12 protein-coding genes and 1 other RNA gene are annotated in these 14,768 nt (G+C 62.7%); 8 read left to right on the forward strand and 5 right to left on the reverse strand.

Annotation, left to right across the window (positions count from 1 at the left end):
• The first annotated feature begins 10 nt into the window (after positions 1-10).
• Positions 11-256 (forward strand): hypothetical protein, encoded by a 246-nt coding sequence (locus H3H45_RS01550; RefSeq protein ID WP_182832001.1) that lies wholly within the window; start codon positions 11-13, stop codon positions 254-256.
• Positions 257-309: 53 nt separating this feature from the next.
• Here H3H45_RS01550 and H3H45_RS01555 read toward each other — a convergent pair whose 3' ends face one another.
• A complete protein-coding gene (locus H3H45_RS01555; RefSeq protein ID WP_182832002.1) occupies positions 310-3,228 on the reverse strand; it encodes a hybrid sensor histidine kinase/response regulator in 2,919 nt (972 codons plus the stop codon).
• A gap of 161 nt (positions 3,229-3,389) precedes the next feature.
• On the opposite strand from H3H45_RS01555, the gene ssrA reads away from it, so the two are divergent.
• Positions 3,390-3,748: a transfer-messenger RNA gene (gene ssrA / locus H3H45_RS01560) on the forward strand.
• A gap of 93 nt (positions 3,749-3,841) precedes the next feature.
• On the opposite strand, the gene rlmE is transcribed toward ssrA, so the two are convergent.
• A complete protein-coding gene (gene rlmE, locus H3H45_RS01565; protein ID WP_182832003.1) occupies positions 3,842-4,462 on the reverse strand; it encodes a 23S rRNA (uridine(2552)-2'-O)-methyltransferase RlmE in 621 nt (206 codons plus the stop codon).
• Between the two features lie 223 nt (positions 4,463-4,685).
• On the opposite strand from rlmE, the gene H3H45_RS01570 reads away from it, so the two are divergent.
• Complete coding sequence (locus tag H3H45_RS01570) at positions 4,686-6,305, forward strand: NAD(P)/FAD-dependent oxidoreductase (protein ID WP_182832004.1); 1,620 nt, start codon at positions 4,686-4,688, stop codon at positions 6,303-6,305.
• Positions 6,305-7,030 carry a TrmH family RNA methyltransferase gene (locus H3H45_RS01575; protein WP_182832005.1) on the forward strand — a complete coding sequence of 242 codons (726 nt, stop codon included), beginning with the start codon at positions 6,305-6,307 and terminating at the stop codon, positions 7,028-7,030. The genes H3H45_RS01570 and H3H45_RS01575 overlap by 1 nt, the downstream gene beginning before the upstream one ends.
• 15 nt (positions 7,031-7,045) lie before the next feature.
• Here the strand turns inward: H3H45_RS01575 and H3H45_RS01580 are convergent, their stop codons facing one another.
• Together H3H45_RS01580 and H3H45_RS01585 are read right to left on the reverse strand one after the other, a co-directional pair.
• The gene (locus H3H45_RS01580; RefSeq protein WP_182833106.1) at positions 7,046-9,406 is read right to left on the reverse strand and encodes a DNA polymerase II; all 2,361 of its coding nucleotides are present in this window, start codon (positions 9,404-9,406) and stop codon (positions 7,046-7,048) included.
• A 188-nt stretch (positions 9,407-9,594) separates the two neighbouring features.
• Complete coding sequence (locus H3H45_RS01585; RefSeq protein WP_182833153.1) at positions 9,595-9,885, reverse strand: hypothetical protein; 291 nt, start codon at positions 9,883-9,885, stop codon at positions 9,595-9,597.
• Here H3H45_RS01585 and H3H45_RS01590 point away from each other — a divergent pair.
• Genes H3H45_RS01590 through H3H45_RS01600 form a run of 3 tightly spaced genes read left to right on the forward strand, consistent with a single transcriptional unit; the run spans position 9,884 to position 13,048 of the window.
• The gene (locus H3H45_RS01590) at positions 9,884-10,123 is read left to right on the forward strand and encodes a PP0621 family protein (RefSeq protein WP_182832006.1); all 240 of its coding nucleotides are present in this window, start codon (positions 9,884-9,886) and stop codon (positions 10,121-10,123) included. The genes H3H45_RS01585 and H3H45_RS01590 overlap by 2 nt on opposite strands.
• A 4-nt stretch (positions 10,124-10,127) precedes the next feature.
• Entirely contained in the window at positions 10,128-11,705 is a 1,578-nt protein-coding gene (locus H3H45_RS01595) for a sensor histidine kinase (protein ID WP_182833107.1), read from the forward strand.
• A gap of 2 nt (positions 11,706-11,707) precedes the next feature.
• Positions 11,708-13,048: a sigma-54-dependent transcriptional regulator gene (locus H3H45_RS01600; RefSeq protein WP_182832007.1), complete on the forward strand. Its 1,341-nt coding sequence runs from the start codon at positions 11,708-11,710 to the stop codon at positions 13,046-13,048.
• Positions 13,049-13,051: 3 nt separating this feature from the next.
• On the opposite strand, the gene thiO is transcribed toward H3H45_RS01600, so the two are convergent.
• Positions 13,052-14,185, reverse strand: coding sequence for a glycine oxidase ThiO (gene thiO, locus H3H45_RS01605; protein ID WP_328822219.1), 1,134 nt, complete (start codon positions 14,183-14,185; stop codon positions 13,052-13,054).
• Between the two features lie 32 nt (positions 14,186-14,217).
• Between thiO and H3H45_RS01610 the strand changes: the two genes are divergently transcribed.
• The gene (locus H3H45_RS01610) at positions 14,218-14,733 is read left to right on the forward strand and encodes a GspH/FimT family pseudopilin (protein WP_182832008.1); all 516 of its coding nucleotides are present in this window, start codon (positions 14,218-14,220) and stop codon (positions 14,731-14,733) included.
• Positions 14,734-14,768: the final 35 nt, after the last annotated feature.

The raw sequence follows: 14,768 nt of genomic DNA on the forward strand, positions 1-14,768 counted from the left end.
GAGCCCTGTCATGCGCCGCACCGCCCTGTTTCTCGCTACCGCCCTGCTCTGCACCCCGCTGATGGCCATGCACTGCCCGGCCGAGATGGCCAAGATCGATAAGCTGCTGCAAAGCGATCCGCCGGCCGATACCGAAGCGCTAGCCGAAGTACAGCGCCTGCGTGCCGAGGGCGAAGCCCTGCACAAGGCAGGCGACCACGCCGAATCGGTCAAGGTACTGGAAGAGGCCCTGAGCCTGTTGCAGGCCAGCGAGTAACCTGCAGACACTCAGCAGCGCAGTAGCAATGCCGGGAGTTCTGCGACAGCCGGCTAAACCACTTCACCCAGCAGCGATAGCGCCATCTGCCGCAACTGCTGCAGATCCACCGGCTTCAGCAGGCAGGCCTGGGCACCCTGCCGGCGTGCTTCGGCCTTCTGCACCTCGTCGACTGCCGCGCTGACCACCAGCACCGGCACATCGACCAGGCGCGGCTGGTTGCGCATCCACTCCAGCAGCTCCAGGCCATTGCCGTCGGGCAGATCGAGATCCAGCAGCACCAGCGCTGGAACCTGTTCGGCCAACAGCAGTTGCGCACGCCGCAGCGAGCCAACGCCCTGCACCTCAGCCATATCGCGCAAGCCTTCCTGCAGCACGCGCAGGCACGCCGGATGGTCCTCGACACACAGCACCCGGGCCAACGGCAGCGCGACTTCGCCAGCACCGGCCTGGCCGGCATGGCTCAGCAAGTCTTGCGGGCAGGCCGCGCTCGGCAGGTCGATCCAGAAGCGGCTACCGGCGCCGGGCTCGCTGCTGAAACCGATCTCGCCATCCATCAGCGCCGCCAGTTCCTTGCACAACACCAGGCCAATACCGGTACCCGGAATATTCGAACTCTCCCGGCCGAGGCGCTGGAATGGCTGGAACAGCTGCGCCTGCTGCGGCTCGCTGAGCCCCGGCCCGCTGTCCTCGACCCACAGGCGCACACCCGCCGGACGCAGCTCATAGCCCAGGCAGACCAGGCCCTGCGGGCTGTTGTATTTGAGCGCGTTGGACAGCAGGTTGAGCAGTACCTGACGCACCCGGCGCATATCCGCCAGCACATACAGCTCGCCGACGATACCGGGCGTCACCCGCAGCTGCTGGCCGCGCTGCTGCACTTCCGGCTGGACCAGTTCGGCGCAACTGGTGAGCAGCGCGCTGACTTCCACCGGTTTGAGCTGCAGATGCTGGCGACGACTCTCGATGCTGGAGAGATCGAGAATATCGTCGACCAGGGATGTCAGATGGCGGCTAGCCAGGACGATCTCGCGGGCGTACTCCAGCTCCTGGCGAGCCTCGGGACGCTCCTGGGCTTCCAGCTCGATCAGCTGAGCGAAACCATGGATGGCATTGAGTGGCGTGCGCAGCTCGTGGCTCATGCTGGACAGGAAGCGGCTCTTGGCCTGGCTGGCGGCTTGTGCTTCCAGGCTGGCATGGCGCAACTCCTCCTGCACCAGCTTGAGGCCGGTGATATCCACATGCGTACCGGCCGCGCGCACGGCACTGCCTTGTTCGTCGCGCTCGATGACCTTGCCGCGGCTGAGCAGCCAGACGTAGTTACCCATGGCATCGGCATAGCGATATTCCGCTTCGAAAAAATCCTCGACGGCATCAGCCAGGCTCAGACGCAGATGACGAATACGCTGCAGGTCATCCGGATGCACCCGCTGGTTGAACTCGGCAAACGGAAGGCAGCTTTCGCGCAGCCCGAAGCGTTTGACGAAGCGCTCGCTGACACAGATGCTGAGGCTCGCCGCCTCCACTTCCCAGAGGCTTTCCGTGGTGCTTTCCAGCACCAGTTCGAGGGTACGCTGCACCTGCAGGCGCTGCGCCTCACTGGCCTGCAACTGCTGGCCGGCATGCTGCACTTCCTCGGCCATCTCGGCCATTTCCAGAATCGCGGTCTCCGGTACCGCCGGTTTGCGCTCACCCTTCGCCAGACTGCGCATCATCCCGACAATCCCGGCAATGGGCTCGGCCAACTCGTTGCTCAGATGCCGCGAACGCAGCCACATCCAGCTGCCGAACAATAAATAGAAGAACACCAGGCCGGCGATCAGCAGGTAGCCGATCTGCAGGTATTGCTCGGCCAGGCGGTTGGTCTCGCGGAAGATATTCGCCTCATCCACCACCAGCAGCAGGCGCCAACCGGTCTGTGGGATCTCGCTCCAGGCCATCAGCTGGTTACGGCCACCCAGCTGCACCTCCTCTATCCCGTGTTTAGCCGTGGCCATGGCGGTCAGCAACGGCTGCAATCCCGCCTGACGGTCGAGCTTGAAATCAGCCGGTTTGAGCACCTCGCGCTTGACCGCTTCGGCATAGGAGTACTGGGTCAGCTCACGCAGGGCGAAGTCGCTCTCGCCAGCTGCCGGCAGCGCCATGATGCCGTTGTCGCGACTAACCAGCAGGGCATAACCCTGCCAGGGCACCTGCAGGTTGCCGATCTCGGCAAGCATCTGCCCGACCGTGACATCCAGGCCCACCACACCTTCGAGAAAATCACCGCGATAGACCGGCGCCACCGCCGACATCATCCAGCCCTGGCCAGCCGGATCGAGGTAGACATCGGTCCAGGCCGTCTTGCGCTGCGGGTTGTGCTCGGCGTTGGCCAGGTAATAGAAGTTGTATTCCGGGATGACCATGTCATGGGGGTACTGCTGCAGCACGTCGAAATACGGGTAGATGCGGTTGTAGCTGTCCCACGCATTGAAATACACCGCGGCCACCAACGGATCGGCCTGCTTGATCGAACGCATCAAGGGATCAACACGCGACAGGCGTAACGCCTTGTCGCGGTCCTGACGCTCCGGCGGCGTGCTGTTGGCATAAAAGGAAGCAGCACGGCCATCATCAGTGCGGCTGTGGAATACGCCATTGGGCGCCTGCACATGGCGCGCCCGCTCCAGCTCATCCGGCTGATAGCGGCGATCCTGTAAAGCATCGCCTACCGCATCACGGAAAATGCTGACCTGCGCCTCGATGGCTCGCAGGCGGCTGTCGATCACCTGCCCTTCGCGCTGCACCGCACTGGCCAAATCCTGCAGGGCACTGCTCTGCAGATAGCCCACCTGGGAATCACGGATCGACTCGTTGGTATACAGGTACACGCCAATCAGCACCGACTCCACCAACACCAGGGGAATCAACGCGCTCTGCAGGAAAGCCTGCCAGATCCAGCGGCGCAGAGGTTTGTGCTGTGCGGACGGCATGCCGACGCTCCAAAATCAGGACAGGGGAATGATGGCACATGGCAGCGCCAGAGCTAGCCGACCGCTACAGAAATCCGGCCTGCATTCTAAAGCCAGATCGCAGGTCGACGCTGGGGAACCTTTACCGTAAACTGCGCGTCCTACTCAGGTAGGAGAGTTTTGGGGCCGATTAGGATTCGACGCCGGTAACAAAACTTGAGGGGCATGCCGAGTTGGTAACAGAACTCGTAAATCCACTGTTGCAAATTTATAGTTGCCAACGACGACAACTACGCTCTAGCCGCCTAAGTGCCGCTAGCTGTCCATAGGGGATGCCTGTAAACCCGAAGATTCTGGACAGTCAGATAGAACAGGATCGCCGCCAAGCTCGCTGCAGGTGTAACGGCTAAAACTTATGCAGCTCGCTCCAAGCGCCCTGCCACTCGGGCCGCGCGGAGTTAACTCAATAGAGATGGCTACGCATGTAGAACCGATAGCGGCGAACTGGCGGACGGGGGTTCAAATCCCCCCGGCTCCACCAAAAACACAAAAAAAGACGTCCGAGGACGTCTTTTTTTGTGCCTGAAACCCAGTAAATACCGGACCTTCAGCGCCATCGCCAGCAGCGGACGCCTTATCCCTTGAAGCCCTTGGCCATCAGATAAACCTCATTCGAGCGCGGCCGCGAGGCTGCTGGTTTGCGTACGACCACCTTCTCGAATGAGGTGCGCACGTCCCGCAGAAACTCGTCGGAGCCCTCACCCTGAAAGACCTTGACCACATAGTTGCCACCAGGCTTGAGCACTTTGCGGACCATATCGAGGGTGAGTTCAACCAGATACATCGAAGACGCCTGGTCGGCAACAGCGACGCCACTGAGGTTGGGGGCGATGTCGGAAACGATCAGGTCGGGCTGTCGGCCATCGAGCTTGGCGAGAAGCTGCTGGAACACCGCGTCCTCGGTGAAGTCGCCCTGAATAAAGTCGACATTGTCCAGCGGGTCCATCGGCAGAATGTCGGTGGCTATAACCCGGCCCTTCTCACCCACTAACTTGCCGGCCACCTGCGACCAGCCACCGGGCGCGGAGCCCAGGTCCATGAGCAGCATGCCGGGGCGGATCAGCTTGTCCTTCTCGTTCAGCTCGATCAGCTTGTAGCTGGAGCGCGAGCGCAAGCCGTCCTTCTGGGCCTGTTTGACGTAGGGGTCGTTGACGTGTTCGTTCAGCCAGCGGGCGCTGCTTTTGGAGCGTTTCATAAGGGAGCCAAGCACGAAAAATCAAGGAAAGGAGCGCGCCAATGCCATGGACAGAGAGCGCAAAGTGGCGCCAAGTATAAGCCGATAGTGCCCTACAGGTTAAATCCACAGGCCGCAGCCCTTACAGGCGTCCTGACAGGATGTGGCGACGGCGGCTACAATTCGCCCCCTACCCCCTCCTTTATTGCTTCCTTTGCCGGAGTCACCGGCCAGGATTACCGTCATGATTCGCATCAACGAACTGTCTCTGCCCCTCGATCACTCCGCCGATGAATTGCGCCAGGCCATCGTCAACCGCCTGAACATCAACGACACCGACCTGCTGAGCTTCAGCGTATTCAAGCGCAGCTACGATGCGCGCAAGAAGAACAGCGTCATCCTGTTCATCTACATCATCGATCTTGAGGCGCGCGACGAGGCAGCCATCCTGGCGCGTTTCGCCGATGATCAGCACGTACGCCCTGCTCCGGACACCACCTACTACCCTGTCGGCCAGGCGCCGGCCGGTCTGAGTGAACGGCCGCTGGTGGTGGGTTTTGGTCCCTGCGGCCTGTTCGCCGCGCTGCTGCTCGCGCAGATGGGCTTCAAGCCGATTGTTCTGGAGCGCGGCAAGGATGTGCGCAGCCGCACCAAGGACACCTGGGCGCTGTGGCGCAAGAAGGTCCTGACCCCGGAATCCAATGTGCAGTTCGGCGAGGGCGGTGCCGGCCTGTTCTCCGACGGCAAGCTTTACAGCCAGATCAAGGACCCCAAGTTCTACGCGCGCAAGGTGATGCACGAGTTCGTCCGCGCCGGCGCGCCGGACGAGATCATGTACGTGAGCAAGCCGCACATCGGCACCTTTCGCCTCACCGGCGTAGTCGCCGCCATGCGCGAGGAGATCATCGCCTTGGGCGGCGAGGTGCGCTTCGAGAGCAAGGTGACTGACCTGCTGATCGACGACGGCCAGCTCGAGGGCTTGGTGCTGGCCAGCGGTGAAACCCTGCGCAGCCGCCATGTGGTGCTGGCACTGGGGCACAGCTCGCGCGATACCTTCCGCATGTTGCACCGCCAGGGCGTGTTCATCGAGGCCAAGCCCTTTGCCGTGGGTTTCCGCATCGAACACCCGCAAGGCCTGATCGACCAGGCCCGGCTGGGCAAATACGCGGGTCACCCGGAGCTCGGCGCCGCCGACTACAAGCTGGTGCATCACGCCAAGAATGGCCGCGCCGTCTACAGTTTCTGCATGTGCCCCGGCGGCACCGTGGTGGCGGCCACCTCCGAGCCGGAGCGCGTGGTGACCAACGGTATGAGCCAGTACTCGCGCAACGAACGCAACGCGAATGCCGGCATCGTCGTCGGCATCAACCCGGAGCAGGACTTTCCCGGTGGCCCGCTGGCCGGCGTGGAGTTCCAGGAGCACCTGGAGTCTGTGGCATACACACTGGGCGGCAGCGACTACTGCGCACCGGCGCAATTGGTCGGCGACTTCATTCGCGGTGTGCCGTCGAGCGAACTGGGCGAGGTGGAACCCTCCTACAAGCCCGGCGTGCGCCTGGGCGATCTGGCGCTCTCGCTACCGGCCTATGCGATCGAGGCCATCCGCGAGGCGCTGCCGGTCTTCGGCAAGCAGATTCGCGGCTTTGACCGTGATGACGCGGTGCTCACCGGCATCGAAACCCGCACCAGCTCGCCGGTGCGCATCACCCGCGACCACGAATCCTTGCAGAGCCTCAACCTGCGCGGCCTGTACCCGGCCGGTGAAGGCGCCGGTTATGCCGGCGGCATCCTCTCGGCAGGCGTGGACGGCATCAAGGTCGCCGAGGCGGTGGCCAAGTCGATCCTGGCCGAGCAGAGCCACTGATGAAACTCGACGACATCAAGAAGCTGCAGCAGAAAAAGTACCGCGCCGAACTTGGGCATTTTCTGGTGGAAGGCGAGCATCTGCTGCTGGAGCTGCAAAAGGCGGCCCTGCACAACCCGCAGCTGCAGCGCAGCCAGCTGTATGTGACAGCCGCCTACGAACACTGGCAGAGCCCGTTCAAGACCCAGGTGATCAGCGACCGGCAGATGGCGCAGATCGCTGACACCCAGACCCCGCAGGGCATTCTTGCTGTAGTGCCGATGACGGCGCTGACGCCGCCGGTTGCTGCAGCCAACGAGCGGGCCATCTATCTGCATGAAATCCAGGACCCGGGCAATCTCGGCACCATCCTGCGCACCCTGGCCTGGTTCGGCGGTTTTCGCTGCCTGCTCAGCCCCGGCAGCGTCGACCCTTACAACCCCAAGGTCGTGCGCTCCAGCATGGGCGCCATCTTCCATGCACCACTGGAACTGGATGTACAGCTGGAATCCCTGCGCAGCCGTTTCACGCGCATCGCCTGTCTGGATATGCAGGGCGAGCCAGTGCAATCGGTCAGCTTCAAAGCCTTCGACTGCTATCTGTTCGGCAACGAGGCCCGCGGCGTGCCCCGCGAGCAGCTGATCGCGCTCAATGCCCAGCCGTTCACCATTGCCGGCTGTGGCGCCATCGAGTCGCTGAACCTGGCGACGACGGTCAATATGTGTGCGTACGAGCTCAATAGATAACGGCTCAGCGCCGACTCAGAACAACCCCAGCTGCCGGTCGACCAAGCGACTGAAGTCGTCATCCACGAACGGCAGGATCGCATCGGCCACCGGCTGCAGCTGACGTGACAGGTAGTGTTCGTAGTCGATCAGGGAACTGCGGGTTTCCAGCGGCTCGGGCCCGGCCAGGGTCATCACGTAGCTGATCCAGCCACCGTTCTGGTACTGCCGCGGCCGACCCTGGCGCTCGTTGTAATCGTCGGCCAGGCGCGCCGCGCGCACATGCGGCGGCACGTTGCGCTGGTAGTCGCCGAGCTGGCGGCGCAAGCGTTTGCGGTAGATCAGCAAATCATCCAGCTCGCCAGCCAGGGTGCGCCGCACGTAATCGCGCACGTAGTCCTGATAGGGCTGCCGGTTGAAGATGCGCCGATAGAGTTCCTGCTGGAACTGCTGGGCCAGCGGCGACCAGTCGGTGCGCACCGTTTCCAGGCCCTTGTAGACCATCTCCTCGTGGCCGTCGGCCCGTTTGACCAGGCCGGCATAGCGCTTCTTGCTACCCTCTTCCGCACCGCGAATGGTCGGCATCAGGAAGCGCCGGTAGTGCGTCTCGAACTGCAGCTCCAGCGCGCTGTGCAGGCCATATTCCTGCTGCAAGTGCTCGCGCCACCACTGGTTGACCCGCTGCACCAGCGCCCGGCCGATACGTGCCGCGTCTTCCTCGGCATGTTCATGGCCGAGCCAGACGAAGGTGGAGTCGGTGTCGCCATAGATCACCCCATGGCCTTCGGCTTCGATCAGTTCGCGGGTGCGGCGCATGATCTCGTGGCCGCGCAGGGTGATCGACGAGGCCAGGCGGGTATCGAAGAAGCGGCAACCGCTGGAGCCGAGCACGCCGTAGAAGGCGTTCATGATGATCTTCAGCGCCTGCGACAGCGGCGCGTTACCGTCGCGCTTGGCCGCTTCGCGACCCTGCCAGACGCGCTCGACGATGGCCGGCAGGCAATGCTTGTTGCGCGAGAAGCGCGCGCCGCGAAAACCAGGCACCGACTGACTGTCGTCGGGATGGCGCAGACCTTCCACCAGCCCTACCGGGTCGATCAGGAAAGTGCGGATGATCGACGGGTACAGACTCTTGTAGTCGAGTACCAGGACCGACTCGTACAGGCCAGGACGCGACTCCATGACGAAGCCGCCGGGGCTGGCCTGCGGCAATTTTTCGCCGAGGTTGGGGGCGACAAAGCCCTGGCGGTGCATCAGCGGCATGTACAGGTGGGTGAAGGCCGCCACCGAGCCACCGCTGCGATCGACCGGTAGACCGGTGACCGCCGCGCGCTCGAGAAGGAAGGTAAGCAGCTCGGTCTTGGCGAAGATTCGTGTGACCAGCTCGCAGTCCTTGAGGTTGTAGCGCGCCAGGGCGGGCTTGTCCTCGGCGAACATGCGGTTGATCTCGTCCATGCGCTGGTAGGGCGTATCGATCGACTTGCCCTCGCCGAGCAGGGTCTGCGCGACGTATTCCAGGCTGAACGAGGGAAAGCTCCAGGTCGCCGAGCGCAGCGCCTCGATACCGTCGATGATCCAGCGGCCGGAGGCTGCGGCGAAGTAGTGCTTGCCGCTGCCATGCTCGCGCCAACCCATCTCGCCGCCGCCACGCCCCAGGCGCAGCGGGACCTTGAGGCGCTGGGCATGTTCGTGCAGCACGCGCAGGTCGAACTGCACCAGGTTCCAGCCGATGATCGCATCGGGGTCATGCCGGGCCAGCCATTCGTTCAACCGCTCCAGCAACTGCGCACGGCTGTCGCAGTAGTCGAGCTGGAAGTCCACGCAGCTGTCGTCGCCATTGGCCGGGCCGAGCATGTACACCTGGCGCTGGCCGCAGCCTTCCAAGGCGATGGAGTAAAGCTCGCCATGCTCGGTGGTTTCGATATCGAGGGAGGCCAGGCGCAATGGCGGGCGGTAATCCGCCACGGGCTTGAGCTGAGCTTCGAGCAGAATGCCGCTCTCCCCGGGCGTACCGCCGAACAGCAGCGGCGCAGTGATGAAGCGCTCCATCAGGTAGCGCTCCGGCGGGCGTACATCGGCCTCGTAGACGTCGACGCCGGCCTTGCGCAACTGTTTGTCGAGGTTGATCAACTGGCGGTGCTGCTGGCAGTACAGGCCGAGCACGGGTCGATGGTAAAAATCGCACAGGCCCAGCTCACGCAGCTCCGCACCGCGCGCGCCTTGCAGCAACGTCTCGGCGCGCGCGCGTTGCTCGGCCGGAATGAAGGCCACCGAGGGCTGATAGGGCAGACGCACCAGACGCGGGCCGGTGTCGGTCGCCAGCCAGAACTCGACCTGCGTACCGGCCGGCGTATCGCGCCAGTGCCGGGTCAGGACAAAGCCCTGCTGTAGTTCCACCCCTGCAACCTCGGAAGTCTGTTTCACGGCGCAATTCTACTGGCACAGCTGAGTATTCGCTGTGCTTAGTCGCACTACGGCATGCAGCAGCAACACGTCTCTGCCGAGCCACGAATAGCCAAAGGCTTACACGGGCAAGCTGCGATCCGCCCTGTTGTAAGTTTCCGGCAGTCACTAATCTAGCCTCATCACTGCTGCGCAGGACGCGCAGCAGGATCAAGGATGATCGACCATCGCCAAGAAGGCAGCTGACAGGATGTTGGAATGGTCTGAGAAAAACCCGCTTCGGCGGGTTTTTTGTTGCTGGCGAAAAAGTCCTGCCCCCTTGGGTCTGTTGCCGCGCGACGCCATTGCCGGCTATTTCCCTGCGAAACGAAACAGGCAGCACTTTCTTGCTCGCCACAGGCACGCTTTATCTGCTGCGCCCGGGTATTGACCTTGGCTACACTGGCCGCCTGCCAACAAGAAGAGTGCGCCATGTTTCGTCTGTTGTTCTGGATTGCCCTGATTGCCGCTGCCGTCTGGCTGTGGCGGCGTTTCAATCGCCCCGCCAGCGCCAAGCCCCAGGCTGACACGGCAGAGCCCAGCGCGCCGCCCATGGTGCGCTGCGCCCACTGTGGCGTGCATGTCCCGCGCGATACCGCACTGGCGGACGCGCAGCGCTGGTATTGCAGCCAAGCCCACCTAGAGCAGGACGCCCACCCAGGTGAACGCTGATGCCATGACCCTCGAAGGTGTCCATGGCCGCCGAGTCCTGCGCCTGTATCACCTTTATAGGGTAACTGTTGGCCTGGCCCTGGTGTTGTTGATCTCCAGTGACCTGGACGAGAACCTGCTCAACCTGGCCCATGCGGAACTGTTCCGCAATGGCAGCTGGGCCTACCTGATCATCAACATCCTGATCGCCGTGCTGATACAGCGGCCACGCCACCTGCTGCAGGTGTTCAGCCTGGCCCTGGCCGACGTCATCCTGCTGGTGGCGCTGTTCTACGCGGCGGGAGGCACGCCCAGCGGTATCGGCAACCTGCTGATCGTGTCGGTGGCCATTGCCAACATCTTGCTACGCGGCCGGGTCGGCCTGCTGATTGCGGCTGTCGCGGCCATCGGCATGATCTACCTGACCTTTTACCTGAGTTTCAGCCGCCCGGCCGCAGCTGGCCAGTATGTACAGGCGGGCGCACTAGGCGCCTTGTGCTTCGCCGCCGCCATATTCCTGCAGGGTTTGAGTCGACGTTTGCAGCAAAGCGAGCAACTCGCCGAACAACGAGCGGTCGATGTCGCCAGCCTGGAAGCCCTCAACGCCCTGATCCTGCAACGCATGCGCACCGGCATTCTGGTATTGGATAAACAACACCGCGTGGTCCTGGCCAATCAGGGCGCGCTGACCTTGCTCGGGCGCAACGAGCTAACAGGTAAAGTCCTCGACCCACACTGTCCGGAGCTGGTTCGGCGCCTGCAGCAATGGCTGCACAACCCCACCTTGCGTCCGCAGAGCCTGCAGGCCGTGCCCGATGGCGCGCTGCTGCAACCCAGCTTCATTCCCCTGCATCGAGGCGAGGAAACGCACACCCTGGTGTTTCTTGAAGATATCTCGCAGATCACCCAGCAGGCCCAGCAACTCAAGCTGGCCTCGCTGGGCCGCCTGACTGCCGGCATCGCCCATGAAATCCGCAACCCGCTCGGCGCCATCAGCCACGCCGCGCAACTGCTGCAGGAGTCGGAGATCCTCGAAGGCCCGGATCGGCGTCTGGCGCAGATCATCCAGGACCACTCGCGGCGGATGAATCTGGTTATTGAGAACGTTCTGCAGCTGTCGCGCAGGCGCCAGGCCGAACCCCAGCTGCTGGACCTGAAATACTGGCTGCACCGTTTCGCCAGCGAATTCCGCAGTTCGGCGGCACTGGACCAGACCCTGCATCTGGAGACGTCCGGCAGCGGCCTGCAGACCCGAATGGACCCGCACCAGCTGACCCAGGTCCTGACCAACCTGGTACAGAACGGCATGCGCTACAGCGCCCAGGTACACCAACTCGGCCAGGTCTGGCTCAAGCTGTTCCGCGACCCGGACAGCGACCTGCCCGTCCTCGAAGTGCTCGACGACGGCCCCGGCATCCCTCCCGAGCAGCTACAACATATCTTCGAGCCCTTCTACACCACCGATAACAAGGGCACCGGTCTGGGCCTGTATATTTCCCGCGAGCTGTGCGAAAGCAACCAGGCACGCCTCGACTACAAACCGCGTGAAGGTGGCGGCAGCTGCTTCCGCATCACCTTCGCCCACTCACGCAAACTGAGCTGACCATGAGCACCCGGCAAAGAGCCCTGATCGTCGACGACGAGCCCGATATCCGCGAACTCCTGGAAATCACCCTGGGGCGAATGAAGCTCGACACCCGCAGCGCCCGCAACGTCAAGGAAGCACGCGAATGGCTGGCGCGCGAGCCGTTCGACCTGTGCCTGACCGATATGCGCCTGCCCGACGGCACCGGACTGGAATTGGTGCAGCACATCCAGCAGCGCCATCCGCAGGTACCGGTGGCGATGATCACTGCCTATGGCAGTCTGGATACCGCGATCAATGCCCTCAAGGCCGGCGCCTTCGATTTCCTCACCAAGCCGGTCGACCTCGGCCGCCTGCGTGAACTGGTCGCCACCGCACTGCGTATACGCAGTGCCAATGATGCGGAAGGCCCGGTCGATACGCGCCTACTTGGTGACTCGCCGCCCATGCGCGCACTGCGCAATCAGATCCAGAAACTGGCGCGCAGCCAGGCGCCGGTCTACATCAGCGGCGAGTCCGGCAGCGGCAAGGAACTGGTCGCCCGCCTGATCCACGAACAGGGCCCGCGTGGCGAGCAGCCGTTCATTCCGGTCAACTGCGGCGCCATTCCGTCCGAGCTGATGGAAAGCGAGTTCTTCGGTCACAAGAAAGGCAGCTTCACCGGCGCTATCGAGGACAAACAGGGCCTGTTCCAGGCGGCCAACGGCGGCACCCTGTTCCTCGACGAAGTGGCCGACCTGCCGCTGACTATGCAGGTCAAACTGCTCCGCGCCATCCAGGAGAAAGCCGTGCGGGCCGTAGGCGGTCAGCAGGAGCTGGTCGTCGACGTGCGGATTCTCTGCGCCACCCACAAGGACCTGGCCGCCGAAGTGGCCGCCGGACGCTTCCGTCAGGATCTGTTCTATCGCCTCAACGTCATCGAGCTGCGCGTCCCGCCGCTGCGCGAGCGCCGCGAAGACATCCCGCTACTGGCCGAAACCATGCTGCGCCGCCTCAGCGATGGAACCGGCATTGCCCCAACCCGCCTGACCGATGACGCCCTGGACAAGCTGAAAAGCTACCGCTTCCCCGGCAACGTCCGCGAGCTGGAAAACATGTTGGAGCGCGCGCACACGCTATGCGAAGACGAACAGATCAAGGCCAGCGACCTGCGTTTGGCCGACACGCCCTGCTCGGCCGAAGTCGGCGAGGCATCACTGGCGCAAATCGATAACCTGGAAGACTACCTGGAAGACATCGAGCGCAAGCTGATCATGCAGGCCCTCGAAGAAACCCGCTGGAACCGCACGGCGGCAGCCCAGCGCCTGGGCCTGAGCTTCCGCTCGATGCGCTACCGCCTGAAGAAGCTGGGGATTGATTGATCCTCAGCCCAGGCGCCCAGCCGGCGCATAGGGCGCCGGATCGACAATGGGCCTTTCGCCCAGCATCAGATTTTTCAGCAGCTCGCAGGAAGCTGGCGCAAGCACCAGACCATTGCGGTAGTGCCCGCAGTTCAACCACAACCCCGGAAACTCGGGAACCTCACCGATAAACGGGATCCCTTCAGGCGACCCGGGACGCAGCCCGGCCCAGTGCCCGACGACTTCGGCATCAGCCAGTGCCGGCAAAAGCTCCTGGGCAGAGGTTTTCAGGCTGGCCAACGCGACCTCGGTCGGCGTCTTGTCGAATCCGATATGTTCCAGCGTGCTGCCAATCAAGATATGGCCATCCTTGCGCGGGATGGCATAGCGGCCCTTGGCAAGCACCATGGCCGGGAGAAAGCCCTCGGCGCACTTGTAGAGGATCATCTGACCTTTAACCGGCACCACGGGAAGGCTCAGCCCAAGCGTAGTTAGCAACTCACCACTCCAGGCGCCGGAAGCGAGAACAACACGCTCAGCGCGCAACTCCCCCTGACCTGTGCGCACTCCGCACACTCGTCCCTGCTGCTGAATAAAACCGGTGACTTCCGATCCTTCATGCACCGTGACATTGGCTCGTTGCGCCAGAGCGCAGCGTAGAGCCTTGAGCAGCCGCGGATTACGCACATTAGCTACCCCAGGCATATACAACGCCTTGTCGAAACCACCACCCAGCACCGGCAACACCTTGTTAACCTCTGCCATGCCGGGTTGCCGCAACACTCGCCCCTCACGCTCTGCCCAGGCCAAAGCCAGTGCTTCATCTTCCAGATCCAGCCAGTAAAGCCCGGTGGTATGAACCTGTGGATCAATCCCCGTCTCGCTTTCCAGATTGGCACCCAGGTCAGGATAAAAACCCTGCGACCAACCCGCCAGTGCCGTCACAGCTGAGCTGTAACGCCAGGGATAAAGGGGGGAAATGATGCCGCCGCCAGCCCAGGAAGACTCCTGTCCTATAGAGCGCCGATCAAGCAGACTCACCTGCAGCCCAGACTGCGCCAAAAACAGCGCACTCAGAGCACCGATAATGCCACCACCGACGATTAATACGTCGACGTCGACACGGCCTTGCAATCCAGACGATTGAACTACACTCACTCGCTTACCCCACTTACAGCAAGGACGCTGTAATGAAAACTAGCCATGGACATACCCTGCTAGAGCTGCTCATTTGCATAGCAGTCTTTATTTGCCTCGCCAGCATTGGCATCCCTCACCTTGCCCATTTGCGTCAGCAAATGGCTGAGCGCGCAACAACCAACAACATGCTCGGCGCACTGCATTATGCTCGTGGCCAGGCAGTTTTCTCGCGGATCAGCACTAGCCTGTGCAACGGAGAACTGAGCTGTTCAAGCAGCACGACCTGGCAAAATGGCATCCTGGTTTTCTCCGACCCAAACGCTAACGGCCAACTGGATGCCGGAGATGTCTTACTACAGAAGCTGGCCATTCCAGAAGACTACTCCTGGCGCTGGTCCAGCTTTCGCAGCCGCACCCGCATCAGCTTTGCCAACGACGGCACCACGCTGGCGCTCAATGGCACATTCACCCTCTGCCACAAAACCATCCCTACCCGGCAAATTGTGGTGAGCGTCACAGGCCGGCCCCGCGTCCAACCACCCACGCCCCAGGCCCGCTGCAGTTAAGTGCTACTCGTCGCGACATCCGGCACGCCCATCCC

The sequence above is a fragment of the Aquipseudomonas guryensis genome (assembly GCF_014164785.1).
Lineage (GTDB): Bacteria > Pseudomonadota > Gammaproteobacteria > Pseudomonadales > Pseudomonadaceae > Aquipseudomonas > Aquipseudomonas guryensis.